This is a genomic window from Pseudomonas sp. IT-93MI4 (genome assembly GCF_949767635.1).
GTDB lineage: Bacteria > Pseudomonadota > Gammaproteobacteria > Pseudomonadales > Pseudomonadaceae > Aquipseudomonas > Aquipseudomonas putida_A.
Window position 1 is genome coordinate 72,436 of sequence record NZ_CATKPP010000006.1, and the last position, 26,349, is coordinate 98,784.

Sequence of the window (26,349 nt, forward strand, 5' to 3'; positions counted from 1 at the left end):
CCCCGCAACTCCATAACAAGGAGGTTCCCGAATGTTCGATTTCCACCCCCAGCTCAAGCAGCGCTTCGCTGCCTTGCGCACGGGCGCCGAGTTTTTTTCCCTGCGGTATGTACGCGAGTCCGGCCAGTACCTGTCGGTGCGCAAGAACGTCGCCGAGCCGCCAAGCCTGAGCCGCGACGAAGGCGCGATGCTCACTGTGCGCGTCAACGGCGTCGAGGCTTACGCGGCGACCAACGACCTGTCGCAGCAAGGCCTGCAAGCCGCCCTTGAGCGCGCCGAACAGCAGGCCCGGCGACTGAAGCCGCACGCCTTGCTCGACCTGCGCAACCAGCCGGTGTCGAGCGATCGCGCCGACTACTTTTCGCCCAATCTTGAGCAACCCTTCCCGTCCCTGAGCGAATGCTTCGAGCTGCTCGGCGCGGAATCCGCCTCGGTGCCAAAGGATGAGCGCCTGGTGAATTGGGAAGCGAGCATCGGCATCACCCACGTCGAGCAGATCTACCTGAGCAGCGCCGGCGCCGAATTGCGCCAGGCCCAGCGCTTCGTCTATCCAGGCCTCGACGTCACCGCCTACGACGGCCACGACAGCCAGACCCGTTCCCTCGGCCGCGAGAACTTCGGCCAGCAGGGTGGCGCGGACGTGATCAGCCGTTGCGGCCTGGTCGGCGCCGGCCCGAAGGTGGCCGATCAGGCCCTGCAACTGCTGCTCGCGCCGAACACCCCGCAAGGCCCGCGCGATCTATTGCTGATGCCGGACCAGATGATGCTGCAGATTCACGAGTCGATCGGTCACCCGCTGGAGCTCGACCGCATCCTCGGTGACGAGCGCAATTACGCCGGCACCAGCTTCGTCAAAACCAGCGACTTCGGCAGCCTGCAATACGGCTCGAAGCTGCTCAACGTGACCTTCGATCCGGACATTCCCGAAGAGCTGGCCAGTTACGGCCACGACGACGATGGCAGCAAGGCCAGCAAGCAATTCCTGATTCGCGAAGGCTTGCTGTTGCGGCCATTGGGCGGCGCGCTGTCGCAGTTCCGCGCTGGTCTCGACGGGGTTGCCAACAGCCGCGCCTGCGGCTGGAACCGGCCGCCGATCGACCGCATGGCCAACCTCAACATCGAGCCGGGCGATCAGTCGCTGACGCAACTGATCAGCGGCATCGAGCACGGCATTCTGATGAGCACCAACCGTTCGTGGTCGATTGACGATGCGCGCAACAAATTCCAGTTTGGTTGCGAGTGGGGTCAGTTGATCGAGAACGGTGAACTCAAGGGTGTGGTGAAAAATCCGAACTACCGGGGCATTTCCGCGCACTTCTGGAAGAGTCTGCGCGCGGTCGGCAATGCCGGCACCCGAATGGTGCTGGGCACGCCAAACTGCGGCAAGGGCGAGCCGAACCAGGTGATCCGCGTCGGCCACGCTTCACCGGCCTGCGTATTCAGCAACGTTGATGTATTTGGGGGAGACGCCTGATGAGCATTTCGAAGAGTCAGTCCGACGCCTTCAAGGTCATGGTCAATTGGCTGCGCGACAGCGTGCGCGAGCCGGAACAATTCACCCTCAGTTACGCCGCCGAATCCTCGGCGTTCGTACGGTTCAATCACGCCAAGGTGCGTCAGGCCGGCCAGGTGCAGCAAGCCGACGTCGGGCTGAAGCTGATCAATGACGGCCGCCATGCCGACCTGCACATCACCCTGTCCGGTGATCAGGAAGCCGATCTGCAACGCCTCTCCGAAGGCCTGCAACAACTGCGCGAAACCCTGCCGCTGCTGCCACAGGATCCCTACCTGCTGCTCAACCACAACGGCTGGCAGAGCAACAACGTGCAGGAACATCCGCTACCGGACACCGAGCAGGTGGTCGAGGAAATCTGCAGCGCTGCTGAAGGTCTGGATCTGGTCGGCTTCTATGCTGCCGGCCCGATCAGCCGCGGTTTTGCCAGCTCCTCCGGGGCGTTCGGCTGGCATCAGGCCAACAGCTTCAACTTCGACTTCAGCCTGTTCCACGACAATGGCGAAGCGGTGAAAGCCAGCTACGCCGGGCACGAGTGGAGTAGCGAAGGCTTCGCCCACCGCTTCCAGCAGGCCCGCGAGCAACTGGCATTCCTCGGTCGACCGTTGCGGACTCTGGCACCGGGGCAATACCGCGCGTACCTGGCGCCGGCCGCGCTGGAAGAAATCATGGGCATGCTCAGCTGGGGCGGTTTCTCGGCGCAGTCGATTGCCAGCAAGAGCAGCCCGCTGCAGAAGCTGTATGTCGGCGATCAGGCGTTCAGTCCGCTGGTCTCGCTGGATGAGCAAGTCAGCGGTTCGTTGAGCCCGGCATTTTCCGGCGAGGGTTATCCGCGCAGCGATCTGCGGCTGATCGTCGAAGGCAAGGCCGGTGATCAACTGGTCGGTTCGCGCAGTGCCGCCGAATACGGCCTGACCGCCAACGGCGCCGGCGGCGGTGAAATGCCAAGTGCACTGAACATGGCCGCCGGTGATCTGTCACAGGCAGAGATCCTCAAGCAGTTGGGCACCGGGCTGTACATCAGCAATCTGTGGTACCTGAACTACTCGGATCAACCAGCGGCGCGCCTGACCGGCATGACTCGCTTCGCAACTTTCTGGGTCGAGAACGGCGAGATTCAGGCGCCGGTCAGCACCATGCGCTTCGACGACAGCGCCTACAGCCTGCTGGGTTCGCAGCTGGAAGCATTGACCGCCGAGCGTGAGTTGCTGCTGTCGGCGAGCACGTATAGCCAGCGCAATACCTCGTCGGCACTGCTGCCGGGGGCGCTGGTGAGCCGACTGACCTTGACCCTGTAATACCAGGATCTCCAAAACACTGGAGATCTACTGTGGGAGCGGGCTTGCTCGCGAAAGCGTCGTGTCAGTCACTAACAACATCGACTGATTCACCGCATTCGCGAGCAAGCCCGCTCCCACCAAAAGCCTGCGCATCAACGCCCAACCACAAGAGGTTCCATGCCCACTCGCCCGCCTCTCGACGCCATCACCGCCCGCTGGTTGCCGTGGGTCGTCGCCATTGCATTCTTCATGCAGTCCCTCGACGGGACCATTCTCAACACCGCCCTGCCGGCCATGGCCCGGGATCTGGCCGAAGACCCGTTGCGCATGCAAGGTGTGGTCATCGCCTACATGCTCACCGTGGCCTTGCTGATTCCGGCCTCGGGCTGGATCGCCGACCGCTTCGGCACCAAGAAGATTTTCTTCGGCGCGATCCTGCTGTTCAGTTTCGGCTCGCTGCTCTGCGCGTTATCCAGCAGCCTGAGCATGCTGGTCGGCGCGCGGGTGATCCAGGGTCTGGGCGGCGCATTGATGCTGCCGGTCGGACGGCTGGTGGTGCTGCGCGCCTACCCGCGTTCGGAACTGGTGCGGATCATGGGCTTCATCACCATTCCCGGCCTGCTCGGCCCGCTGATCGGCCCAACCATGGGCGGATGGATGGTGCAGTACCTGACGTGGCACTGGATCTTTTTGATCAACCTGCCGGTCGGTGTTCTCGGCTGCTACGCGGTGTGGAAATTCATCCCCGACCTGCGCGGTACTGAACGCACGCGCTTCGATAGCCTCGGTTTCCTGCTGTTTGGCGCGGCGATGATCCTGATCACCATCGCCATGGAAGGTCTGGGCGAATTGCACTTGCCGCATCTGCGGGTGATGTTGCTGCTGTTCGGCGGTCTGGCCTGTCTGGCGGCGTACTGGCTGCGCGCCGGGCGTATCGAGAATCCGCTGTTCGCCCCGTCGTTGTTCAAGACGCGAACCTTCGCGGTCGGAATCATCGGCAACCTGTTCGCCCGCCTGGGCAGCGGCGCCCTGCCGTTTCTGGTGCCGTTGCTGCTGCAGGTGGCGCTGGGTTATTCGCCATCGCAAGCCGGGATGAGCATGCTGCCGCTAGCGGCTGCGGCGATGTTTGCCAAGTGGATGGCGCGGCCGCTGATCGAACGCCTCGGCTATCGCATTGTGCTCACCGGCAACACTCTGGCGCTGGGGATCATGCTGGCGAGCATGGGCCTGGTCAGCGAGCAGACGCCGTACTGGCTGCTGTTGTGCCTGCTGGCGGTTCTCGGCGCGATCAACTCGCTGCAATTCACCGCGATGAACACCGTAACCCTGATCGACCTCGACGACGCCAGCGCCAGCAGCGGCAACAGCTTGCTGTCGGTGGTGGCGCAATTGTCGCTGAGTCTGGGCGTAGCCTGCGCCGGTGCATTGCTCGGCGGGTTTACGGCGGAGATCGGCAACGATGGCGTCGAGACCGTGCTGGGCGCGTTCCAGCTGACGTTTGTCACGGTCGGAATCATGGCGATGCTGGCAGCGACGATCTTCTCGCAACTGTCGAAAGAGGACGGTCGCCGGGTCAAACGCCCGGATGAACATCCGGATGAGCACATCGAACACTAGGCAGTGTCATGTCTGGTGGAGGCTTTTGTAGTGAGGGGATTTATCCCCGATGGCTGCGCAGCAGCCCCAGAATCTGCCACCTCAGTACATCAGGCTGATCGCATTCAACCTTTTCAGGGGGTGCTGCGCACCCCATCGGGGATAAATCCCCTCGCCACAGGTTTATCTTCATTCAAGAAAAGCTTGGGCGAATGAATTCAGGCACTGTTCGTCCAGAACTTTCGAGGAAAGTGGCACGGGGCTGCTACACTGCGCGACATTTTGTTTTGCAGGCCAGTCCCGTGACCACCATCGCCACCGCTTTTAATACTCTGCCGCTGTCCGCCGCCATGCTGGCTAACCTCGAATCCCTCGGTTATGCCCAGATGACGCCGATCCAGGCGCAGAGCTTGCCGGTGATCCTCAAGGGGATGGACCTGATCGCCCAGGCCAAGACCGGCAGCGGCAAGACCGCCGCGTTCGGCATCGGCCTGCTCAACCCGATCAACCCGCGTTACTTCGGTTGCCAGGCGCTGGTGATCTGCCCGACCCGTGAGCTGGCCGACCAGGTCGCCAAGGAAGTCCGGCGTCTGGCCCGTGCCGAAGACAACATCAAGGTCCTGACCCTGTGCGGCGGCGTGTCGTTCGGCCCGCAGATCGCTTCGCTGGAGCACGGCGCGCACATCATCGTCGGCACCCCGGGGCGTATCCAGCAACACCTGCGCAAGGGTTCGCTGGTGCTCGACGGCCTGAACACGCTGATCCTCGACGAAGCCGACCGCATGCTCGACATGGGCTTCTACGACGCCATCGAAGACATCATCGAAAAGACTCCGGCACGCCGCCAGACCCTGCTGTTCTCCGCCACGTACCCGGTGGGCATCAAGCAACTGGCGTCGAAATTCATGCGCGATCCGCAAACGGTGAAAGCCGAAGCGTTCCATGACGACACGCAGATCGAGCAGCGCTTTTACGAAATTTCTCCGGAAGAGCGCATGAGCGCAGTGACCAAAGTCCTGCACCACTTCCGCCCGGCTTCCTGCGTGGCGTTCTGCTTCACCAAGCAGCAAGTGCAGGAAACCGTTGACCACCTGACCTCCAAGGGCATTTCCGCCGTCGGCCTGCACGGCGATCTGGAACAGCGTGATCGCGATCAGGTGCTGGCGATGTTCGCCAACCGCAGTACGTCGGTCCTGGTCGCCACCGACGTCGCCGCCCGTGGTCTGGACATCGACGCGTTGGACATGGTGATCAACGTCGAACTGGCCCGCGACTCGGAAATCCACATTCACCGCGTTGGCCGTACCGGTCGTGCCGGCGAGAAAGGCATTGCGGTCAGCCTCGTTGCGCCGTCCGAAGCGCATCGCGCGCAAGCCATCGAACAGCTGCAGAAAGCTCCGCTGAACTGGGATCAGGTCGATAACCTCAAGTCCCAGGGCGGCGCCCCGCTGCAGCCACCGATGAGCACCCTGTGCATCGCCGGCGGGCGTAAAGACAAAGTGCGTCCGGGCGACATCCTCGGCGCACTGACTGGCGATGCCGGCATCCCCGGCGCGCAGGTCGGCAAGATCGCGATCTTCGACTTCCAGTCGTATGTGGCCGTTGAGCGCACCGTGGTCATGCAGGCGCTGCAGCGCTTGAACAACGGCAAGATCAAGGGCCGTTCGCTGCGCGTGCGGGTTTTGTAAGCGATCTTCCAAGCAAAGAAGATCCCCTGTGGGAGCGGGCTTGCTCGCGAATGCGGTGTATCAGGCGACTTATGTGTCAACTGACACACCGCTTTCGCGAGCAAGCCCGCTCCCACAGTTTGTTTTGTAGCGACCTACCAAGAGGACACCGTTTTGCGCTCTACCGAAGTCGTGATCATTGGCGCTGGCGCCGCAGGGTTGATGTGTGCACTGACCGCCGCCGGGCGTGGGCGTCAGGTGCTGCTGCTCGACCACGCGAACAAGGCCGGCAAGAAAATCCTGATGTCCGGTGGTGGCCGCTGCAATTTCACCAACATGTACACCGAGCCGAGCAATTTCCTCTCGCACAATCCGCATTTCTGCAAATCGGCACTGGCGCGCTACACCCAGTGGGATTTCATCGGCATGGTCGCCAAGCACGGCGTGCCGTACCACGAGAAGAAACTCGGTCAGCTGTTCTGCGATAACAAATCCAGCGACATCCTCGGCATGCTGCTCGACGAGTGCGATCAGGTCGGCGTCGAGCTGCACCTGGACACCTCGATCCAGACCATCGAGAAGGTCGAAAGCGGTTACCTGCTCGACACCACCCTCGGCCAGGTTCAGTGCCAATCGCTGGTGATCGCCACCGGCGGGCTGTCGATCCCGACGCTGGGCGCTACCGGTTTCGGTTATCAGGTCGCCAAGCAGTTTGGCCATGAACTGCTGCCGACCCGCGCCGGACTGGTGCCGTTCACCATCACTGATCAGCTCAAGGAACTCTGCACCGAGCTGTCCGGTACTTCGGTGGATTGCCTGGTCAGCTGCAACGACCAGAGCTTTCGCGAGAACATTCTGTTCACTCACCGTGGTCTCAGTGGCCCGGCGATTCTGCAGATCTCGTCGTTCTGGGAGCCGGGCGACACCGTGGAGATCAACCTGTTGCCGGATCACGACACCGCGGCATGGCTGCAGCAGCAAGTAGCCGAACGCCCGAACAGCGAGCTGAAAACTTTGCTTGGTGAGATCTTCACCAAGAAGATGGCCAATCTGCTGGCGGACAACTGGTTCGTGTCCAAACCGATGAAGCAGTACACCCACGCCGAACTGGCGCAGATCGCCGACAAGCTCGGCAGCTGGAAAGTCGTCCCGGCCGGCACCGAAGGCTATCGCACCGCCGAGGTCACGCTGGGTGGCGTCGATACCCGCGAAGTGTCGTCCAAGACCATGGAGTCGCTGAAAAGCCCGGGGCTGTATTTTGTCGGCGAAGTGCTCGACGTCACCGGGCATCTGGGGGGGTTCAACTTCCAGTGGGCCTGGGCCTCGGGGTACGCTGCTGCGCAGTACGTCTGATCCAAAATCAAACGCAAGACCTGTGGGAGCGAGCCTGCTCGCGAATGCGGTGTATCAGTCGACATCAATGTTGAATGACGCTCCGCTTTCGCGAGCAGGCTCGCTCCCACAGTGGTTTGTGGTGTAAGTAAAAGGAACACTTTTTGCTGTCAGATGTGATCGGCGCCATTGCGTCGGCGTCATTACTGGCTCAATTTAGCGGCATCGCCTCGGAAGGCCTTCGCACTTCATGTCCTCGACCTCGTTTCGTCAGTCTTTGCGGCGCCTGTGGGCGCTGGATAAATTCAGCTACAGCGTGCGGGTGTTCATCGCCCTGACCGGCAGCATGGCGCTGTGTTGGTATCAGGATGAAATGGGCCTGCTGATCCCGTTGTTCCTCGGGATTATCGCCAGCGCCCTGGCCGAGACCGACGACAGTTGGCAGGGGCGCCTCAACGCCCTCGCCGTGACGCTGGTATGTTTCAGTATCGCCGCGCTGTCGGTGGAACTGCTCTTCCCCTACCCCATCGTGTTCGCCATCGCCCTGGCCTTGGCCAGCTTCGGCCTGACCATGCTCGGCGCACTCGGCGAGCGTTATGGCGCGATTGCCTCGGCGACCTTGATTCTGTCGGTCTACACCATGATCGGCGTGGATCAGCGCGGCGGCGCGGTCACCGATTTCTGGCACGAACCGATGCTGCTGGTGGCGGGTGCCGCGTGGTACGGCCTGCTCTCGGTGCTGTGGCAAGCGATGTTTTCCAACCAGCCGGTGCAGCAGAGTCTGGCGCGGCTGTTCCGTGAACTGGGTTTCTACCTGAAGCTGAAAGCCTCGCTGTTCGAGCCGATCCGCCAACTGGACGTCGAGGGGCGACGGCTGGAACTGGCGCAGCAGAACGGTCGAGTGGTAGCGGCGCTGAACAGCGCCAAGGAAATCATTCTGCACCGGGTCGGCAACGGTCGCCCGGGGTCGAAAGTCAGTCGCTATCTGAAGCTGTATTTCCTCGCTCAGGACATCCACGAACGCGCCAGCTCTTCGCACTATCCGTATAACGCGCTGGCCGATGCGTTCTTCCACAGCGACGTGCTGTTCCGCTGCCAGCGTTTGTTGCGCCAGCAGGGCAAGGCCTGCCGCGCGCTGGCCGAATCGATCCAGATGCGCCAGCCGTTCGTCTACGACGCCAGTTTTGCCGAAGCGCTGACAGACCTCGATGCCTCCCTTGAACACCTGCGCATCCAGAGCAATCCGGCGTGGCGCGGTCTCCTGCGCTCGCTGCGTGCCCTGGCAGCCAACCTCGGCACCCTCGACCGTTTGCTCAGCGATGCGAGCAACCCCGACGCACTGGCGGACGCCACCGACAGCAGCCTGCTCGACCGCTCGCCGCGCAACCTCAAGGACGTGTGGGTTCGCCTGCGTACGCAACTGACACCGACGTCCTTGCTGTTCCGTCATGCCCTGCGTCTGCCGCTGGCGCTGAGTATCGGCTATGGCATGGTGCACCTGATTCACCCGTCGCAGGGTTACTGGATCATCCTCACCACCCTGTTCGTCTGCCAGCCGAACTACGGCGCGACCCGGCGCAAGCTCGGTCAGCGGATTCTCGGCACCGCCATCGGCCTGACCGTGGCGTGGGCGCTGTTCGATCTGTTCCCCAGCCCGCTGGTGCAGTCGTGCTTCGCGATCGCCGCCGGGGTGGTGTTCTTTACCAACCGCACCACGCGCTACACCCTGGCGACCGCCGCCATCACCATCATGGTGCTGTTCTGCTTCAACCAGATCGGTGATGGCTACGGGCTGTTCCTGCCGCGCCTGTTCGATACCCTGCTCGGCAGTCTGATCGCCGGCCTGACGGTGTTCCTGTTCCTGCCGGACTGGCAGGGCCGACGCCTGAACAAGGTGCTGGCCAACACCCTGACCTGCAACAGCATCTACCTGCGCCAGATCATGCAGCAATACGCCGCCGGCAAGAGCGACGACCTCGCCTATCGCCTGGCCCGCCGCAACGCGCACAACGCTGATGCGGCGCTGTCGACAACGCTGGCGAACATGCTCATGGAGCCGGGGCATTTCCGGAAGGAAGCGGATGTCGGTTTCCGTTTTCTGGTGCTGTCGCACACCTTATTGAGTTACCTGTCAGGGCTTGGCGCACACAGGGAAACCCAATTGCCAGCCGATGTGCGTGAGCAGTTGATTGAAGGCGCCGGGGTGAAACTGGCGACGAGCATTGACGAAATCGCCCAGGGCCTGGCAAACAAACAGCCGGTGGCGATTCAGAGTGACGAAGAGGAAGCACTGGCCAACGAGCTGGAGCAGATGCCCGACGAGATCGATGAAGGACAGCGACTGGTGCAGACGCAACTGGCGCTGATCTGCCGGCAATTGGGGCCGCTGCGGACGTTGGCAGCGCACCTGATCAAGGACACCCGCGAGGCTTAAGGTGACCGGACTGGCCCCATCGCTGGCAAGCCAGCTCCCACATGGTTTGTGTACACCGCAATACCTGTGGGAGCTGGCTTGCCAGCGATGAGGGCATCAGCAACAACGCAACTCTGGTATCAGATGCTCACATCCCATGCTGGCGCAGCAACTTGTCATAACTCCCATCCGCCTTCATCGCCGCAATCGCCTTATCAAACCCGGCCACAATCTGCTCATGCTGCGGATTCTTCAGGCTTACCAGAATATGCAGGCTGTTCTCGCTCAACGGCTTGGGCAGAAACTCCACGGCGTTGCGCACTTTGGCTGATTCGCGGGCCAGGTAATAGCGCGCGACGTATTCATCTTCCAGGGTCAGCTTGACCCGGTCCGCCGCCAGCATGCGCACGGCCATGGCGAAGTTATGCACAGGGACTTTCTCCAGTGCGGTATCGGCATCGAAGGCCTGCGAGTAGGCATAACCGCGCACCACCGCCACCGGGTAGGTGTGCAGTTGTTCCAGGCTGCCGTACTCCAGCGGCGTGTCCTTGCGCTTGAGAAAGCGGATGCGGTTGAGCAGGTATTCGCCAGAGAACTGGCCGATTTTGGTCCGTTCGTCGTTGTACCAGGCGTTGACCAGCACGTCGTATCGTCCTTCGCCCACCCCCAGCAGTGCCCGCGCCCAAGGTACCTGTTCATAGTCGCTGGCATAACCGGCCCGCGCCAGCGCGGTGCTGACGATGTCGGTGGCCAGGCCACCGTTGACCAGCGTGTCATCGGTAAAGGGCGGCCAGATATCAAACACCAGTCGCAACTTCTCCGCTGAGGCGGTTTGGGCCAGCAAGAGCAATCCGATCAAAGCAAAGGCTCGATGCAGTCGCGGCATGCTTGAAAATCCTTAGCGGGCGGGCTGCCCAGCGTGTTTTCAGTCAAAACCCCAAGGCCCCTTACCGGCGAAACCCAGGCCCTAACAGTAGCTCATTGAAGCCAGTGCACAGCGCTTTCCAGCAGATTACACAAAGCAGCCGCTATCGCGAGAAAGGAATGATGGCATTTTGACCTTTGTCACAGACTGTTCCGCCATACAGACATCCAGGGCCTGTGCGCTTAGTATCGGGCGACGGAGTTCAAGGAGTCGGAAGATGACAATCGAGTGGGTCTGCAAGCATCACAGTGATCTGGGCAAAGAAGAGTTGTACGCACTGCTGAAGCTACGCTCGGAAGTGTTCGTGGTCGAACAGAAATGCGCCTACCCGGACCTCGACGGCCAGGATCTGGACGGCGATACCCACCATTTGATGGGCTGGGAAGACGATCAGTTGATGGCCTATCTGCGCCTGCTTGATCCCGAGTCCCAGAGCGGTGACGTGGTGATTGGCCGCGTGATCATCGCGCCGCAGGGCCGCGGCAAAGGGCTGGGGCATGTGATGATGGAACACGCGCTGAAACAGGCCGGGAAGCATTGGCCGCAGGTGCCGATCTATCTGTCGGCGCAGGCGCATTTGCAGGGGTATTACGGCAGGTACGGGTTTGTGGTGGCGGGTGAGGAGTATCTGGAGGATGACATTCCGCACATAGGCATGCGTCGCCCATAAGAGCCCCTTCGCGAGCAAGCCCGCTCCCACATTTGATTGCATTCCATCTGAAGGAACTCGATCGACTGTGGGAGCGGGCTTGCTCGCGAAGGCGTCAGCTCAGGCACTGCAAAACTCAGGGATACTCCAGCACAGTCTTGATCTGCCGCAGATTACGCTCGATCCACCCGCGATCAATCGCTCCCCACTCGCGAATCCGATAGCGCCCGGCATGGTTGCGCGCGCCCTCTTCCTGCTCGAATTCACAGACGATGTCCAGATCCGCCAGCGCGGCGATCGTGTCCTGCGCCGTGCGCCGGGGCATGCCGGTCACTTCGGTCAGCGCCGGGACGCTTGGGGCCAGGCCGCTGTCGATCAGGTAGGCCACGTACAGGCGCCGGTAAAAACTGCTTTTGGTCTTGCTGACGTCCATCTACCCGCTCCTTGTTGCGGCTATTGCAGGTCCCGCCACGTCAGGTATACCCGCAGATCGAACTCGATCTGGTGATACCCCGGCAGCATGTGTTCGCACAATTTATAGAAGGCCTTGTTGTGGTCCGATTCCTTGAAGTGCGCCAGTTCGTGCACGACGATCATCTTCAGGAACTCGGGGGCCGCCTCCTTGAACAACGAGGCGATGCGAATCTCTTTCTTGGCCTTGAGCTTGCCGCCCTGCACCCTTGAGACCGTGGTGTGCAGGCCCAGCGCACGGTGCGTCAGGTCGAGGCGGTTGTCGAACAGCACCTTGTCGATGGCCGGTGCGTTGCGCAGGTATTCCTGCTTCAGGTCCAGCGCGTAGCTGTACAGCGCCTTGTCGCTCTGCACATCGTGACGCCCCGGATAGCGTTGACTCAGGTACTCACCCAGACGCTGTTCGGCGATCAGTTGGCGCACCTGATCCTGCAATTGCGCGGGATAGGCCTGGAGGTATTTCAACGCAGTCATGGGCACGGCAATACGGTTCGAAAAGAGCGCCAGTGTAACGAATTCAAACCGGCAGCGCGCTCCAGTCGAAGGGCTCGGCGAAGCTGGCGGCGTCTTCGGAGGTCAGCGGACGCGCCACCAGGAAACCCTGCACATATTCGCAGCCATGCGCTTGCAGCCATTGATACTGTTCGATGGTTTCCACGCCTTCGGCGATCACCAGCAAGCCGTACTGTTTACACAGATTGATCACGTTGCTGACCAGCGCCGCGTCGCGCGTCGAATCCGGCAGCCGCGCAATCAGGTGTCGATCAAGCTTGAGCGTGTCCAGCTCCAAATCACGCAGATGCGCCAGCGAGCACGGCCCTGAACCGAAATCATCCAGCGCCACCCGCACCCCGAGATTGCGCAGCAGGCGCAGCTGTTTGCGGGTCTCGTCGGGGTTGTGCATCAGCGCGTCTTCGGTGATTTCCACCTCCAGTTGCCGTGGCTGCAACGAATGCCGCTCCAGCACCTGGCGCAACTCGGTGACCAGGTTCGGCAGCCCGAACTGGGTATTGCTCAAACTCACGCCAAGTACCAGATCCTCGGCGAACAGGGTTTCCCAAGCTTTGCGCTGGCCGGCGCCGCGATGATAGATCCAGCTGCCCAGCCGGCTGATCAGCCGCGCCTCTTCCAGTAATGGCAGGAACAACCCCGGCGGCACATCGCCGACGCTCGGATGCTGCCAGCGCAGCAGCGCCTCGAAACCGCGGATCTGCCCGCTGTCGATCGCCACTTGCGGCTGATACACCAGATTGAAATCACGGTTCTCGATGGCGTTGCGCACGCTCTCTTCAAGCATCAGCCGAGAGCGGGCGCGGCCGTTCATTTCGTGATCGTAAAAACGATACTGCTGACGCCCGGCGCGCTTGGCTTCGTACATGGCAATGTCGGAGGCGCGCAGCAGGCCGTCGAGGTTCGAGCCGCAGTCCGGGTAAGTGGCGATGCCGATACTCGCGCCGAGGGCAATATCCAATCCCTCGATCTGCTGACAGATCGACACCCGCTCGATGAGCTTCTCGGCAATCTTCGCCGCCTGCTCGGGGAACTCCAGATCGAGCAACGCCGTGAACTCGTCACCGCCCATGCGCGCGAGAATATCGAACGGCCTTAAGCACGCCTTCAACTGCTCGGAGACCCAGCGCAGCACCCGGTCGCCGGCATCGTGGCCAAGGGAATCGTTGACCCGTTTAAAGCCATCGAGATCCAGATACAGCAGCACCCAACTGCTGTCGCTGCGTTCACCGCGCAGCAGCAGGTTTTCCACCGTCTGATAAAAGCCCCGGCGATTGAGCAGACCGGTCAACGGATCGGTGACCGCTTGAAATTCCAGCTGCTGATGCAGGTGACGCACCACTGACATGTCCAGCACCGTCACCACCATCGCCCGCTGCTCGGCCGGCAACGGCGCGCAGGACAACGCCACCGGCACCTGTTGCCCCGGCGCCGTGCGTAACAACGCATCGTGCAGACGCAAGGTCTCACCGCGTTTATAGCCGGCCAACAGCTCGGAATCAGCCCACAGCGGGATGTGCGGTTTCTGCAGATAATCGAGAAATTCCTTGCCCTCCAGCTCTTTCACCGGCGCATTCAGCAGCCGCGAAATCGCCGGGTTGGCGAAGCGGATCAAACCGTCCTCGCCGAGCACCAATATTCCTTCCGCCGCGTTATCCAGCACCGAGGCATTGAAGGCCCGCGCGACCTCCAGATCATGACTCAGGCGCTGCAAGGCGCGGCGGTTGCGCTGGTGTTCGAGCAACGCCTGGACTTTCGGTTTGAGGATCTGCGGATCGAACGGTTTGAACAGGTAATCCACCGCGCCACTGGCGTAGCCCTTGATCACGGCGTCCTGGGACTGTTCGTTGGCGGTAAGGAAAATGATCGGCGTGAGGCGTGTGCGCTGGCTGCCGCGCATCAATCGCGCGACTTCAAAGCCGTCCATGCCCGGCATCTGCACATCCAGCAGCACCAGGTCGACGTCGTGTTCGAGCAGCAGATTGAGTGCCTCGAAGCCGGAGGCGGCGGTCATGACGTGCCAATCCTGACGCTGCAGCAACGCGCGCATGCTGATCAGGTTTTCAGGGTAATCATCAACGATCAAAAGGACAGAGCTGCCTTCACCTGGCTGGGGTTGCGCGCATTCCATGCTGCTTCTCTTGTCGGGACATCTCTTGTCGGACTATCGGCCGGTTCTTGGGAAAACCGTACAGTTACTGAGCCATCACTCTAGTCGCGGATCTGTGAAAGCAGAAGCTGTCACGCCGCCATCATTTAGCCAAAGCGGCGACTTACCGACTAACGGTCACCCCTGCAGCCCCCGAAAACCGGCACAGATGGCATTTCGACAGGATGTTGGCGCCAATCATCTGCCAAACGGGCGTTAACAAAAAACTCCTCTACGCTTATAACTGCCGCCCGAAAAGGCGCGGGCTAGAGCTTCTGGCACTCGCGTTCAGGATGAATTGAGTGGAAAACCGACATGATCGATCTCGCAACCTGGAACCTCAGCGTTCCCGTCGGCAGTCCGCCGTACACCGTCGAAACCTCCAAACTGGTGAATGGCTTCAAGGATCAGTACTTCCATTCCGACACCGGCACCCTGTTTTTCTGGTCACCGGTGACCGGGTCAAAAACCGAAAACGCCATCTACCCGCGCACCGAACTGCGCGAAACCTTCAGCAACGGCACCCTGCGCAACTGGTATTACCCGGACGCCGACAACACCTTGCGCGCAACCCTCGCGGTGAACAAGGTGCCCAGCTCGGGCAAGATCGTCATCGGCCAGATCCACGCGTATGAAAGCCAGAAGCCGATGGTCAAGCTCGAATACCAGTACAAGACCAAGACCGAAACCGGCAACCTGGTGATCAAGGTGCGCATGCACCCCGATGACGACGAAAGCCGCGTCATCACCCTCGCCACCGGCATCAAACTCGACCGCGAATTCAACTACCTGATCCACCTCAGCCCCGGCGGTGCACTGGGTGTGAGCGCAGCGGGTTATCAGTGGGATTCACAAGTCAGCGCGACGTGGCGCAACAAGCCGCTGTACTTCAAGGCCGGGGTGTATGTGCAGGACAACACCGGGTATACCAGTGAAGGTGGGCAGGTGACGTTTACCAAGCTGGATATTGATCACGATAAATAGTACTAACATCGCTCAACCATCGGACAATGTAAAGATCAATAAACTGGCAGACTCCAAGAGTCTGCCGTATTACTTAAGGCCAGTATCAAAAACTAACGCCTGAACGTAAACGTCCCCTTAGCTGACAACTTTCCTTCAACGAGGTCGAACTCGCCTACAGGATACGGGCTTACCTGTGTCAATCTCAACATACCGCTTGCATACTTATCATTTTCAATGCCATCAAATTCTAAATGCGCTCTCACGGGCTCATCTTTTCCGTCCAGCGTGTACACGTCAACCGCAAGATTATCTCTGAATTTAAGGTTCATATAATAACTATGTCCACCTAGCTCCCTTTGCTTCGTATTAATATAAAAAAACCCATCCCTATGGGTTAGGTGGCCTCCGCCCTCAAATTTTTGCTCATCATAACCTTCATGCTTGAATGTAACTTCCATGAATTCAGGAATTTCTATTTTGATGCTTTTATTAGTGCTCATATTTTTCATCCGAAAAGTAAGTAAAACAGAAGAATAACCACCTACCAGCGACAGTACACCTGTAATATCTGACAGGCGCTTATATCCGTTCGCATTTGGTAGCTGGCCTTGAACTACAAAAAACAAGCAAAGCCCTAACTTTCCATACTACCGACATCAACTATACGAGTGCTGGCGACTCAAACAGATCCGCCCCCGCTTCCTGCGTTTACCAAGCTGGATATTTATCACGATAAATAGAACTTATAGCCCTCAACTATCGGACAATGCAAAGCTTAATAAACCAGCAGACCGCCGGCACAGTTTTAACCGGTATCGACTAAGACCACTTCATGTACTCAAATTCACCTGCTGCTGAGAAGACGCCTTCTTCATAGATATCAAAGGTGCCTTTTGGGTAATCTCCACTTCTTGACAAATTAAACTTGCCGCTAGCCTGCCGATCACCATTTATATCATCAATCTCCAAATGCGCGCTAACGGGTGTATCTTTTCCACCCAGCTCATAATTCTCGTCAACTTCAAGGCCTGCCTTAAAGGACAATGACAAATAATACTTGTGACCTTCAAACTCTCGGTACTTTGGAGAAAGTTGAAAAGACTTTTCCCCCTTATATAAAAAACCATAATCTATAAATTTCATCGAATGCTCACCATATTTTTGATGCTTGTAGGTGATTTTCATAGAACCAAATAAGGAGTCGTCAACGCCAGCGTCACCTTTTATTTCTTTTTCGTTTTTCATTTCTATCTTTCCGAGGGACAAGTGAAACCCGATAGTAGGCGGCTCCATATTTCCGCACACCTGTAATATCTGACAGGTACTTATATCCCTTTGAAATAACAAATCCGCCTTTAACAAAGAAATCACTGGACAACCCGGACGTGCGACATACCAATCACTCACCCATAAGAAACCCGCCTATCGGCGGGTTTCTTATATGGACAGCTATTGCCTCAATCCATCACGATGTAAAAAAGAAGTCACATGTCTGTGGATTCTAAAGCCAGGGGCTTACTCGGGTTGCTTAGGGCGTGTGAAAGGAGCTGGCCCCTTGGAGTTTTTGAGGTCTTCCGTTTTTGGCTCAACTGGCTGGGTAGCCGGGGCCGAGCCTTTGGATTTAACGTCCTTTGTAGTCATTGCTGTGTACTCCATTACGAGGTGGAGTCTTATCTTGTGAGTATCGCTTGAGGCTGCCTACTGTCAGATCTGACAGTCATTGAGATCTATTGGAAATAAGCAAAACTCAGTTAGATCAACTTATCATGCACTCCTCATGAACAGTGTCGCTACGCGAAAAAATCACACCCAAAAAAAAACCCGCCTCTCGGCGGGTTTTTATCAGCGCAGCTTAACGTTCAGGCTTAGTTAACCTTGGCGTTCAACTCACCCTTCAGATAACGCTGGAACATCGCTTCCAACGAGATCGGCTTGATCTTCGAAGCATTACCGGCAGTACCGAACGCTTCATAACGAGCGATACACACATCACGCATCGCCGTCACGGTTGCGCCGAAGAATTTACGTGGGTCGAATTCGCTCGGATTGGTGGCCATCAGGCGACGCATTGCGCCGGTGGATGCCAGGCGCAGGTCGGTGTCGATGTTGACCTTGCGCACGCCGTACTTGATGCCTTCGACGATTTCTTCAACCGGTACGCCGTAGGTTTCTTTGATGTCGCCGCCGTACTGGTTGATGATCGCCAGCCACTCTTGTGGCACCGACGAGGAACCGTGCATCACCAAGTGGGTGTTCGGGATGCGCTTGTGGATTTCCTTGATGCGGTCGATCGCCAGCACGTCGCCGGTAGGTGGCTTGGTGAACTTGTAGGCGCCGTGGCTGGTGCCGATGGCGATGGCCAGGGCATCGACCTGGGTCTTCTTGACGAAGTCAGCGGCTTCTTCCGGGTCGGTCAGCATCTGGCTGTGATCCAGAACGCCTTCAGCGCCGATGCCGTCTTCTTCACCGGCCATGCCGGTTTCCAGCGAACCCAGGCAGCCCAGCTCGCCTTCTACCGAAACGCCGCAGGCGTGAGCCATGGCGACGGTTTGTTGGGTAACGCGGACGTTGTATTCGTAGTCGGTCGGGGTCTTGCCGTCTTCGCCCAGGGAGCCGTCCATCATTACCGAGCTGAAGCCCAGTTGGATCGAGCGCTGGCAGACGTCAGGGCTGGTGCCGTGGTCCTGGTGCATGCACACCGGGATGTGCGGGAATTCTTCGATCGCGGCCAGGATCAGGTGACGCAGGAATGGCGCGCCGGCGTATTTGCGAGCGCCGGCCGAAGCCTGGACGATCACCGGGGAGTCAGTCTTGTCAGCGGCTTCCATGATGGCGCGCATCTGCTCAAGGTTGTTGACGTTGAAGGCTGGAACGCCGTAGCCGAACTCGGCTGCGTGGTCCAGCATCTGGCGCATGCTGATAAGTGCCATTGTGTGTGTCTCTCCCGGTTGAGGGTCGTTAATCGTGCCAGCCTGCCGGAGCGGCGGCGGCTATTCAAGTGATTGCAGATCGGGGGTCGAAGCCCGGTCTGGTGATTCGGTGTTACCAAAATCTTGTGAACAACAGAGAACCCTGTGGGAGCGGCGGTGCGACGATTCGACTTGCTCGCGAATGCGGATTTACATTCAACATTGATGCAAGCTGATCCACCGCCTTCGCGAGCAAGCCCGCTCCCACATTTTGGATCTATGTGAATCAATTCAATCGTCTTACTCGGCCTTGCAGCCGCGGCCAATCAGGTCATTGGTGGCGACCCAATACACCAGGCCTTCGTCACCCTTGACGTGAAACGCCAGCATGCCGTCGCTGTACAGCACGCCCGAGGCGCCCGGCTCTTCTTTCAGGCGATAGACCTGATCACCGCCGCCCAGCCGAACATCGACTTCCTTCTGGCCGGCATTGGCGTAGCGCCACAGCACTTTGGCCTGGCTGTCGCAGGTCCAGGTGGTCCAGCTGTCCGCAGGTGCGGACGACTGAAACAGGTTCAACTGCGCGCAACCGCCCAACAATGCCAACGCCGCAATGGCGATCAAGCCTTTCATCCGTGTTCCTCGACTGACAACCAACGCCGCCAGCCCTGAGTTAAAGAGTCAGACCGGTCAAGGACAACCATGTTCCTTGGCCGGGGTTTGCGTCTCGTATTTGTCCAGACCGTCCGGCCCCGAGCGCTTGTTCAGCACCGGGTTGGTTTCGGCCTGCCAGTCGGCCTGGTAGCAGCCTTTCTGTGCCGCATCCGGCGCAGGTGTCGCCTCGGCCTTCGGGTTACTCCCGCAGGCCGCCAGCGTACCGGTGAGCAACAACAGCGCTAACGACTTGACCATCTGAACACTCCTTTGCCTGGCCAAACGGGCGGCCTCAGGCCTTGGCCCGGCTTTCCAGGACTTCAACGGCCGGCAGCACCTTGCCTTCGACGAATTCGAGGAACGCGCCGCCACCGGTGGAAATGTAGGAGATTTGCTCGGCCACGCCATATTTATCGATGGCCGCCAGGGTGTCGCCACCGCCGGCGATGGAGAACGCGGCGCTGTCAGCGATGGCCTGGGCCAGCACCTTGGTGCCGTTGCCGAACTGGTCGAATTCAAACACGCCGACCGGGCCGTTCCACAGAATGGTTTTCGACGATTTCAGCAGTTCGGCGAAGTTGGCCGCGGTTTGCGGGCCGATGTCCAGAATCATGTCGTCAGCGGCAACGTCAGCGATCAGCTTGACGGTGGCTTCGGCGCTTTCCGCGAACTCCTTGGCAACCACCACGTCCACCGGCAGCGGTACGCTGACCTTGGCGGCGATGGCGCGCGCGGTGTCCAGCAGGTCCGGCTCGTACAGCGACTTGCCGACCGGGTGACCGGCGGCAGCCAGGAAAGTGTTGGCGATGCCGCCACCGACGATCAGCTGATCGCAGATCTGGCTCAGGCTGTTGAGTACGTCGAGTTTGGTCGACACCTTGGAGCCGGCAACGATCGCAGCCATTGGCTTGGCCGGTGCGCCCAGTGCCTTGCCCAGTGCGTCCAGCTCAGCGGCCAGCAACGGGCCGGCAGCGGCGACTTTGGCGAACTTGGCCACGCCGTGGGTCGAACCCTCTGCGCGGTGCGCGGTGCCGAAGGCGTCCATCACGAACACGTCGCACAGGGCGGCGTATTGCTGGGCCAGCTCGTCAGCGTTCTTTTTCTCGCCCTTGTTGAAGCGCACGTTTTCGAACAGCACGATGTCGCCGGCCTTGACGTCAACGCCGCCCAGGTAATCGGCCACCAGCGGCACGTCGCGGCCCAGGGCCTTGCTCAGGTAGTCAGCGACTGGCTTGAGGCTGTTCTCGGCGGAGAACTCGCCTTCGGTCGGACGGCCCAGGTGTGAGCACACCATCACCGCCGCACCTTTTTCCAGGGCCAGCTTGATGGTCGGCAGCGAAGCCAGGATACGCGCATCGCTGGTGACAACACCGTCCTTGACTGGGACGTTGAGGTCTTCGCGAATCAATACGCGCTTACCTTGCAGATCGAGGTCGGACATCTTCAACACGGTCATGGGTCGCACTTCCTGAGTAGCTGTTCTTAGAGAGCAGGTTTTTTTGAAATCGCTGTTTGCAGATAGTGGTCTGCAACGTCCAGCATTCGGTTGGCAAAACCCCATTCGTTGTCGAACCAGGCCAGGATGTTCACCAGTTTGGGGCCGGAAACACGGGTCTGACTGGCATCGACGATGGCCGAATGTGGGTCATGGTTGAAATCACAACTGGCGTGCGGCAACTCGGTATAGGCCAACAGGCCTTTGAGCGGGCCGTTGGTGGCGGCCTCGCGCAGGATCCGGTTGACCTCGTTGGCATCGGTCGCGGTGGCGGTCTGCATCGTGATGTCGAGGCAGGACACGTTGACCGTCGGCACGCGTACGGCTTTGGCCTGAATTCGCCCGGCAAGTTCCGGCAGCAGACGCTCGATGCCACGTGCCAGACCAGTGGACACCGGGATCACCGACTGAAACGCCGAACGGGTGCGGCGCAGGTCTTCGTGGTGATAGGCGTCGATCACCGGCTGATCGTTCATCGCCGAGTGAATCGTGGTGATCGACACGTAATCCAGGCCGATCGCCTTGTCCAGCAGCCGCAACAGCGGCACGCCGCAGTTGGTGGTGCAGGAGGCGTTGGACACCAGCAGTTCATCGCCAGTCAGGCAATCCTGATTGACGCCGAAGACGATGGTGGCGTCGACATCCGCCTCGCTGGCCATCGGTTGCGAGAACAGCACGCGTGGCGCGCCGGCGTCGAGGAAACGCTGGCCGTCTTCACGGGTGTGGTAAGCGCCGGAGCACTCCAGCACCAGGTCGACGCCCAGCGCCGCCCAGTCAATGCCTTCGGGGGTGGCACTGCGCAGGACCTTCACGCAGTCGCCATTAATATGCAGACAATCGCCGTCTACTCGCACTTCGCCGGGAAAGCGGCCGTGGGTGGAGTCGAAGCGTGTCAGGTATTCGATGCTGGCCATGTCCGCCAGATCGTTGATCGCGACAATTTCAAACCCGGCCTTCTCGCCACGCTCGAACAACGCACGCAAGACGCAACGACCAATCCGGCCGTAGCCGTTGAGTGCAACTTTGTAGGGACGCGGTTGAGGCATGGGGTTCTCGATTACCGTTTGATTCCGTTATTGCAGTGGTGTCTGAACCACCGATTTCGCGAGCAAGCCCGCTCCCACATTGGATCAGGGTTGTGCACACTGTTTGTGTCACACAACAAATCCCCCTGTGGGAGCGGGCTTGCTCGCGAAGGCGTCAGTCCAGACGACGCAACTTCTGGATCAGTCTTCCAGCAGCTCTTCAGCCTGACCCAGGATGTTTTCCAGAGTGAAGCCGAACTCTTCGAACAGTGCCGAAGCCGGAGCCGATTCGCCGTAAGTGGTCATGCCGATCACGCGACCTTCCAGACCCACGTACTTGAACCAGAAGTCGGCGTGAGCCGCTTCGATCGCAATACGTGCGCTGACCTGCAGCGGCAAAACCGATTGCTTGTAGCCGGCGTCCTGCGCATCGAACACGCTGGTGCAAGGCATGGAAACCACGCGCACCTTGCGGCCTTGCTCGGTCAGCTTGTCGTAGGCCTGAACGGCCAGACCGACTTCCGAACCGGTGGAAATCAGGATCAGCTCAGGCTCGCCTGCGCAGTCCTTCAACACGTAGCCACCGCGGCTGATGTCGGCGATCTGGCCGGCATCGCGTTCCTGGTGCTGCAGGTTCTGACGCGAGAAGATCAGCGCCGAAGGGCCGTCCTTACGCTCCAGCGCATTTTTCCAGGCCACTGCCGATTCAACGGCATCGGCTGGACGCCAGGTGTCGAGGTTCGGCGTGGTCCGCAGGCTGGTCAGTTGCTCGATCGGCTGGTGCGTCGGGCCGTCTTCGCCCAGACCGATGGAGTCGTGGGTGTAGACGTGGATCACACGCTTCTTCATCAGCGCCGACATGCGCACCGCGTTGCGCGCATATTCCATGAACATCAGGAAGGTCGCGCCGTAAGGCACCAGGCCACCGTGCAGGGACACGCCGTTCATGATCGCGGTCATGCCAAATTCGCGCACGCCGTAGTACATGTAGTTGCCGCTGGCGTCTTCAGCGCTGACGCCTTTGCAACCTTTCCACAGGGTCAGGTTGGAACCGGCCAGGTCAGCCGAACCGCCGAGCAGTTCCGGCAGCAGCGGGCCGAACGCGTTCAGGGTGTTCTGGCTGGCCTTACGGCTGGCGATGGTTTCGCCTTTGGCCGCCACTTCAGCAATGTAGGCCGAGGCTTTTTCCGCGAAGTCAGCCGGCAGTTCGCCGCTCAGACGACGGATCAGCTCGTTGGCTTCGGTCGGGAACGCCGCGGAGTAGGCAGCGAAACGCTGATCCCACTCGGCTTCGGCAGCGCGACCTTTTTCCTTGGCATCCCACTCGGCATAAATGTCGGCCGGGATTTCGAACGGGCCGTGGTTCCAGTTCAGCGCCTGACGGGTCAGAGCGATTTCCGCGTCCCCCAGTGGGGCGCCGTGGCAGTCTTCCTTGCCCTGCTTGTTCGGCGAACCGAAACCGATGGTGGTCTTGCAGCAGATCAGGGTCGGCAGCGGGCTCTTGCGCGCGGTTTCGATGGCGGTCTTGATCTCTTCCGGATCGTGACCGTCGACGTTACGGATCACCTGCCAGTTGTAGGATTCGAAACGCTTCGGGGTGTCATCGGTGAACCAGCCTTCGACTTCACCGTCGATGGAGATGCCGTTGTCATCGTAGAAGGCGATCAGCTTGCCCAGGCCCAGCGTACCGGCCAGGGAAGCGACTTCGTGGGAAATGCCTTCCATCATGCAGCCATCACCGAGGAACACGTAGGTGTGGTGATCAACGATGTTGTGGCCAGGACGGTTGAACTGCGCACCCAGGACTTTTTCCGCCAGGGCGAAGCCGACGGCGTTGGCCAGACCCTGACCCAGCGGGCCGGTGGTGGTCTCGACGCCCGGGGTGTAACCGAATTCCGGGTGACCCGGGGTGCGGCTGTGCAGTTGACGGAACTGCTTGAGGTCGTCGATCGACAGGTCGTAACCGGTCAGGTGCAGCAGCGAGTAGATCAACATCGAGCCGTGGCCGTTGGACAGCACGAAGCGGTCACGGTCGGCGAACGACGGGTTGCTCGGGTTGTGCTTGAGGTAGTCGCGCCAAAGTACTTCGGCGATATCTGCCATACCCATAGGGGCACCGGGATGGCCGCTGTTGGCTTTTTGCACGGCATCCATGCTGAGGGCACGAATGGCGTTGGCACGCTCACGACGGCTAGGCATCGCTGATCTCCTGGGTGTGAATAGATTGAAACGGAAAAAAGGAGGGCATTTTCCCTCACCGGAGCGCCTCGGGGCAATGACAGATAGTCATCCGAGGGCGTTTTTCCCGTGCTGGACGGCGGTTTCGTCTGGTGAAACCTTTCCGCTGTTCGTTTGTAGAGTTAACCAGCCAGGGAGAAGTGCCATCTATCGAGCAATATCAAAACTTTTTGATATTGCCCTTGCGGCGATTTCCCACCGTCACTAGACTGCTGCCCCATGAACTTACGCGTGCCTTCCATTCGCCATGACGACTGCGACGAGCTGGCGGCCCTGTGCAAGGCCGGTGGCGACCCACTGCGCCTGAATGTATTGCGCGCGCTGGCCAACGACTCGTTCGGCGTACTGGAGCTGGCGCAGATTTTCGGCATCGGTCAGTCCGGCATGAGCCACCACCTAAAAGTGCTGGCCCAGGCCGATCTGGTGGCGACACGCCGTGAAGGTAACGCGATTTTCTATCGCCGCGCCCTGCCCCACACCGAATTGCTGGGCGGCAAGTTGCACGCCGCATTGTTAGAAGAAGTCGACAATCTGGCGCTGCCGGACGACGTGCAGACGCGCATCGCCCAGGTCCACGGACAACGCGAAGCCGCCAGTCAGGACTTTTTCACCCGGGTTGCGGAGAAATTCCGCGCCCAGCAAGACTTGATCGCAGGCCTGCCGCAGTACCGTGACAGTGTGCTGGCCCTGCTCGACAAACTGAACTTCAATGGTGCTGCCACGGCCATTGAAGTCGGCCCCGGCGATGGTGCTTTCCTGCCGGAACTGGCCCGCCGCTTCGGCACCGTAACCGCGCTGGACAACAGCCCGGCGATGCTCGAACTGGCGCGTCAGGTATGTGAACGTGAACGGCTGGCTAACGTCAGCCTGCAATTGGCCGATGCATTGAATGGCACCAGCCTTCAGGCCGATTGCGTGGTACTGAACATGGTGTTGCACCATTTCGCCGCGCCGGCCGAAGCGCTCAAGCACATGGCCGGCCTGCTGCAACCGGGCGGTAGCCTGCTCGTGACAGAGTTATGTAGCCACAACCAGAGTTGGGCCAGGGAGGCCTGCGGTGATCTGTGGTTGGGGTTTGAACAGGACGATTTGGCCCGTTGGGCCACCGCTGCGGGACTCGTTCCCGGGGACAGCCTCTATGTAGGCTTACGTAATGGTTTCCAGATCCAGGTTCGCCACTTTCAGCGACCGGCTGGCGACACTCACCATCGGTAAATTCAGGAAAACATCGAGATGAGCGAATACTCCCTCTTCACCTCCGAGTCCGTGTCTGAAGGACATCCGGACAAAATCGCCGACCAGATTTCCGATGCGGTGCTGGACGCCATTATCGCCCAGGACAAACACGCACGCGTTGCCGTGGAAACCCTGGTCAAGACCGGCGTGGCTATCGTTGCCGGTGAAGTGACCACCAGCGCCTGGGTCGACCTGGAGCAGATCGTTCGTGACGTGATCTGCGACATCGGCTACACCAGCTCCGAAGTCGGCTTCGACGGCGCGACCTGCGGCGTGATGAACATCATCGGCAAGCAGTCCCCTGACATCAACCAGGGTGTTGACCGTGCCAAGCCTGAAGATCAGGGCGCCGGCGACCAGGGCCTGATGTTCGGCTACGCCAGCAACGAAACCGACGTGCTGATGCCAGCGCCGATCACCTTCTCGCACCAGCTGGTGCAGCGCCAGGCCGAAGCCCGCAAATCGGGTCTGCTGCCGTGGCTGCGTCCGGACGCCAAGTCGCAAGTGACGTGCCGTTACGAAGGCGGCAAGGTTGTCGGTATCGACGCCGTTGTTCTGTCGACCCAGCACAACCCTGAAGTGTCCTACAAAGACCTGCGCGAAGGCGTGATGGAGCTGATCGTCAAGCACGTGCTGCCTGCAGAACTGCTGAGCAAAGACACCCAGTTCCACATCAACCCGACCGGCCAGTTCATCATTGGCGGCCCGGTAGGTGACTGCGGCCTGACCGGTCGCAAGATCATCGTCGACAGCTACGGCGGCATGGCCCGTCACGGCGGCGGCGCATTCTCCGGTAAAGATCCATCGAAGGTTGACCGTTCGGCTGCCTACGCTGGCCGTTATGTTGCCAAGAACATCGTGGCTGCCGGCCTGGCCGAGCGTTGCGAGATTCAGGTGTCCTACGCCATCGGTGTCGCTCAGCCGACTTCGATCTCGCTGAACACCTTCGGTACCGGCAAGATCAGCGATGACAAGATCATCAAGCTGGTGCGTGAAGTGTTCGACCTGCGTCCATACGCGATCACCACCATGCTCGACCTGCTGCACCCGATGTACCAGGAAACTGCAGCCTACGGCCACTTCGGTCGTGCTCCGCAGACCAAGACGGTTGGCGAAGACACCTTCTCCACCTTCACCTGGGAAAAAACCGACCGCGCCGACGCTCTGCGTTCCGCTGCTGGTCTGTAAGCCCTCCCCGGCGGCAAAAAAGCCCCGCACGGTTCGCGCCGTGCGGGGCTTTTTCATGCCTGAAATACCCTCCCAATATCAATAAAGCCCCCCTGTGGGAGCGGGCTTGCTCGCGAAGAGGCCAGTGCTGGCG

The 26,349-nt window shown here is 59.9% G+C and carries 22 protein-coding genes; 10 read left to right on the forward strand and 12 right to left on the reverse strand.

What is annotated here, in order from left to right; genetic code table 11:
* Nucleotides 1-31: 31 nt before the first annotated feature.
* The 6 genes from ACM6I7_RS05160 to yccS all read left to right on the forward strand — a co-directional run bounded on the left by ACM6I7_RS05160 (nucleotide 32) and on the right by yccS (nucleotide 9,822).
* Complete coding sequence (locus ACM6I7_RS05160; RefSeq protein ID WP_027610637.1) at nucleotides 32-1,474, forward strand: TldD/PmbA family protein; 1,443 nt, start codon at nucleotides 32-34, stop codon at nucleotides 1,472-1,474.
* The gene (locus ACM6I7_RS05165) at nucleotides 1,474-2,811 is read left to right on the forward strand and encodes a TldD/PmbA family protein (protein ID WP_414888093.1); all 1,338 of its coding nucleotides are present in this window, start codon (nucleotides 1,474-1,476) and stop codon (nucleotides 2,809-2,811) included. Before ACM6I7_RS05160 ends, ACM6I7_RS05165 begins: the two co-directional genes overlap by 1 nt.
* Before the next feature lie 96 nt (nucleotides 2,812-2,907).
* Nucleotides 2,908-4,410, forward strand: coding sequence for a multidrug transporter subunit MdtD (mdtD, locus tag ACM6I7_RS05170; RefSeq protein ID WP_414888099.1), 1,503 nt, complete (start codon nucleotides 2,908-2,910; stop codon nucleotides 4,408-4,410).
* Between the two features lie 281 nt (nucleotides 4,411-4,691).
* Entirely contained in the window at nucleotides 4,692-6,077 is a 1,386-nt protein-coding gene (gene dbpA, locus ACM6I7_RS05175) for an ATP-dependent RNA helicase DbpA (protein WP_007962660.1), read from the forward strand.
* Nucleotides 6,078-6,230: 153 nt separating this feature from the next.
* The gene (locus ACM6I7_RS05180) at nucleotides 6,231-7,409 is read left to right on the forward strand and encodes an NAD(P)/FAD-dependent oxidoreductase (protein ID WP_027610634.1); all 1,179 of its coding nucleotides are present in this window, start codon (nucleotides 6,231-6,233) and stop codon (nucleotides 7,407-7,409) included.
* Nucleotides 7,410-7,638: 229 nt separating this feature from the next.
* Nucleotides 7,639-9,822, forward strand: coding sequence for a YccS family putative transporter (gene yccS, locus ACM6I7_RS05185; protein WP_097089032.1), 2,184 nt, complete (start codon nucleotides 7,639-7,641; stop codon nucleotides 9,820-9,822).
* A 127-nt stretch (nucleotides 9,823-9,949) separates the two neighbouring features.
* On the opposite strand, the gene ACM6I7_RS05190 is transcribed toward yccS, so the two are convergent.
* A complete protein-coding gene (locus tag ACM6I7_RS05190; protein ID WP_027610632.1) occupies nucleotides 9,950-10,687 on the reverse strand; it encodes a substrate-binding periplasmic protein in 738 nt (245 codons plus the stop codon).
* Nucleotides 10,688-10,943: 256 nt separating this feature from the next.
* On the opposite strand from ACM6I7_RS05190, the gene ACM6I7_RS05195 reads away from it, so the two are divergent.
* Complete coding sequence (locus ACM6I7_RS05195) at nucleotides 10,944-11,396, forward strand: GNAT family N-acetyltransferase (protein WP_097089030.1); 453 nt, start codon at nucleotides 10,944-10,946, stop codon at nucleotides 11,394-11,396.
* 115 nt (nucleotides 11,397-11,511) lie between these two features.
* Here ACM6I7_RS05195 and ACM6I7_RS05200 read toward each other — a convergent pair whose 3' ends face one another.
* Genes ACM6I7_RS05200 through ACM6I7_RS05210 form a run of 3 tightly spaced genes read right to left on the reverse strand, consistent with a single transcriptional unit; the run spans nucleotide 11,512 to nucleotide 14,487 of the window.
* Entirely contained in the window at nucleotides 11,512-11,808 is a 297-nt protein-coding gene (locus ACM6I7_RS05200) for a winged helix-turn-helix domain-containing protein (RefSeq protein ID WP_096795726.1), read from the reverse strand.
* Nucleotides 11,809-11,828: 20 nt separating this feature from the next.
* Nucleotides 11,829-12,320 (reverse strand): M48 family metallopeptidase, encoded by a 492-nt coding sequence (locus ACM6I7_RS05205; RefSeq protein ID WP_027610629.1) that lies wholly within the window; start codon nucleotides 12,318-12,320, stop codon nucleotides 11,829-11,831.
* A gap of 43 nt (nucleotides 12,321-12,363) precedes the next feature.
* Nucleotides 12,364-14,487, reverse strand: coding sequence for a putative bifunctional diguanylate cyclase/phosphodiesterase (locus ACM6I7_RS05210; RefSeq protein ID WP_097089028.1), 2,124 nt, complete (start codon nucleotides 14,485-14,487; stop codon nucleotides 12,364-12,366).
* Between the two features lie 333 nt (nucleotides 14,488-14,820).
* Between ACM6I7_RS05210 and ACM6I7_RS05215 the strand changes: the two genes are divergently transcribed.
* A complete protein-coding gene (locus ACM6I7_RS05215; RefSeq protein ID WP_097089026.1) occupies nucleotides 14,821-15,489 on the forward strand; it encodes a polysaccharide lyase family 7 protein in 669 nt (222 codons plus the stop codon).
* A gap of 92 nt (nucleotides 15,490-15,581) precedes the next feature.
* Here the strand turns inward: ACM6I7_RS05215 and ACM6I7_RS05220 are convergent, their stop codons facing one another.
* From ACM6I7_RS05220 to tkt, 8 genes are all read right to left on the reverse strand, one after another.
* Nucleotides 15,582-15,971, reverse strand: a complete 390-nt coding sequence (locus ACM6I7_RS05220) for a hypothetical protein (RefSeq protein ID WP_103369182.1) — start codon at nucleotides 15,969-15,971, stop codon at nucleotides 15,582-15,584.
* 319 nt (nucleotides 15,972-16,290) lie between these two features.
* Nucleotides 16,291-16,716, reverse strand: coding sequence for a hypothetical protein (locus tag ACM6I7_RS05225; RefSeq protein ID WP_414888094.1), 426 nt, complete (start codon nucleotides 16,714-16,716; stop codon nucleotides 16,291-16,293).
* 620 nt (nucleotides 16,717-17,336) lie between these two features.
* On the reverse strand, nucleotides 17,337-18,401 hold the full coding sequence (fba, locus tag ACM6I7_RS05230) for a class II fructose-bisphosphate aldolase (RefSeq protein ID WP_003229012.1): 1,065 nt from the start codon (nucleotides 18,399-18,401) through the stop codon (nucleotides 17,337-17,339).
* A gap of 279 nt (nucleotides 18,402-18,680) precedes the next feature.
* The gene (locus ACM6I7_RS05235) at nucleotides 18,681-19,013 is read right to left on the reverse strand and encodes an MliC family protein (RefSeq protein ID WP_098966020.1); all 333 of its coding nucleotides are present in this window, start codon (nucleotides 19,011-19,013) and stop codon (nucleotides 18,681-18,683) included.
* Between the two features lie 57 nt (nucleotides 19,014-19,070).
* The gene (locus ACM6I7_RS05240; protein ID WP_007961876.1) at nucleotides 19,071-19,292 is read right to left on the reverse strand and encodes a hypothetical protein; all 222 of its coding nucleotides are present in this window, start codon (nucleotides 19,290-19,292) and stop codon (nucleotides 19,071-19,073) included.
* 34 nt (nucleotides 19,293-19,326) lie between these two features.
* The gene (locus ACM6I7_RS05245) at nucleotides 19,327-20,490 is read right to left on the reverse strand and encodes a phosphoglycerate kinase (protein WP_027610625.1); all 1,164 of its coding nucleotides are present in this window, start codon (nucleotides 20,488-20,490) and stop codon (nucleotides 19,327-19,329) included.
* A gap of 26 nt (nucleotides 20,491-20,516) precedes the next feature.
* Nucleotides 20,517-21,575 (reverse strand): erythrose-4-phosphate dehydrogenase, encoded by a 1,059-nt coding sequence (gene epd / locus ACM6I7_RS05250; protein ID WP_027610624.1) that lies wholly within the window; start codon nucleotides 21,573-21,575, stop codon nucleotides 20,517-20,519.
* 180 nt (nucleotides 21,576-21,755) lie between these two features.
* Nucleotides 21,756-23,753: a transketolase gene (gene tkt / locus ACM6I7_RS05255; protein WP_115988724.1), complete on the reverse strand. Its 1,998-nt coding sequence runs from the start codon at nucleotides 23,751-23,753 to the stop codon at nucleotides 21,756-21,758.
* Between the two features lie 258 nt (nucleotides 23,754-24,011).
* Between tkt and ACM6I7_RS05260 the strand changes: the two genes are divergently transcribed.
* Both ACM6I7_RS05260 and metK read left to right on the forward strand, forming a co-directional pair.
* Nucleotides 24,012-25,007 carry an ArsR/SmtB family transcription factor gene (locus ACM6I7_RS05260; protein WP_097089016.1) on the forward strand — a complete coding sequence of 332 codons (996 nt, stop codon included), beginning with the start codon at nucleotides 24,012-24,014 and terminating at the stop codon, nucleotides 25,005-25,007.
* Between the two features lie 18 nt (nucleotides 25,008-25,025).
* Nucleotides 25,026-26,216 (forward strand): methionine adenosyltransferase, encoded by a 1,191-nt coding sequence (gene metK, locus ACM6I7_RS05265; protein ID WP_027610621.1) that lies wholly within the window; start codon nucleotides 25,026-25,028, stop codon nucleotides 26,214-26,216.
* Nucleotides 26,217-26,349 lie beyond the last annotated feature (133 nt).

Coding starts and splice junctions, on each gene's coding strand:
- ACM6I7_RS05160 (WP_027610637.1), top strand. CDS start 32: ATGTTCGATTTCCACCCCCAGCTCAAGCAGCGCTTCGCTGCCTTGCGC.
- ACM6I7_RS05165 (WP_414888093.1), top strand. CDS start 1,474: ATGAGCATTTCGAAGAGTCAGTCCGACGCCTTCAAGGTCATGGTCAAT.
- yccS (WP_097089032.1), top strand. CDS start 7,639: ATGTCCTCGACCTCGTTTCGTCAGTCTTTGCGGCGCCTGTGGGCGCTG.
- ACM6I7_RS05190 (WP_027610632.1), bottom strand. CDS start 10,687: ATGCCGCGACTGCATCGAGCCTTTGCTTTGATCGGATTGCTCTTGCTG.
- ACM6I7_RS05195 (WP_097089030.1), top strand. CDS start 10,944: ATGACAATCGAGTGGGTCTGCAAGCATCACAGTGATCTGGGCAAAGAA.
- ACM6I7_RS05200 (WP_096795726.1), bottom strand. CDS start 11,808: ATGGACGTCAGCAAGACCAAAAGCAGTTTTTACCGGCGCCTGTACGTG.
- ACM6I7_RS05205 (WP_027610629.1), bottom strand. CDS start 12,320: ATGACTGCGTTGAAATACCTCCAGGCCTATCCCGCGCAATTGCAGGAT.
- ACM6I7_RS05210 (WP_097089028.1), bottom strand. CDS start 14,487: ATGGAATGCGCGCAACCCCAGCCAGGTGAAGGCAGCTCTGTCCTTTTG.
- ACM6I7_RS05215 (WP_097089026.1), top strand. CDS start 14,821: ATGATCGATCTCGCAACCTGGAACCTCAGCGTTCCCGTCGGCAGTCCG.
- ACM6I7_RS05220 (WP_103369182.1), bottom strand. CDS start 15,971: ATGAGCACTAATAAAAGCATCAAAATAGAAATTCCTGAATTCATGGAA.
- ACM6I7_RS05225 (WP_414888094.1), bottom strand. CDS start 16,716: ATGAAAAACGAAAAAGAAATAAAAGGTGACGCTGGCGTTGACGACTCC.
- fba (WP_003229012.1), bottom strand. CDS start 18,401: ATGGCACTTATCAGCATGCGCCAGATGCTGGACCACGCAGCCGAGTTC.
- ACM6I7_RS05235 (WP_098966020.1), bottom strand. CDS start 19,013: ATGAAAGGCTTGATCGCCATTGCGGCGTTGGCATTGTTGGGCGGTTGC.
- ACM6I7_RS05240 (WP_007961876.1), bottom strand. CDS start 19,292: ATGGTCAAGTCGTTAGCGCTGTTGTTGCTCACCGGTACGCTGGCGGCC.
- ACM6I7_RS05245 (WP_027610625.1), bottom strand. CDS start 20,490: ATGACCGTGTTGAAGATGTCCGACCTCGATCTGCAAGGTAAGCGCGTA.
- epd (WP_027610624.1), bottom strand. CDS start 21,575: ATGCCTCAACCGCGTCCCTACAAAGTTGCACTCAACGGCTACGGCCGG.
- tkt (WP_115988724.1), bottom strand. CDS start 23,753: ATGCCTAGCCGTCGTGAGCGTGCCAACGCCATTCGTGCCCTCAGCATG.
- ACM6I7_RS05260 (WP_097089016.1), top strand. CDS start 24,012: ATGAACTTACGCGTGCCTTCCATTCGCCATGACGACTGCGACGAGCTG.
- metK (WP_027610621.1), top strand. CDS start 25,026: ATGAGCGAATACTCCCTCTTCACCTCCGAGTCCGTGTCTGAAGGACAT.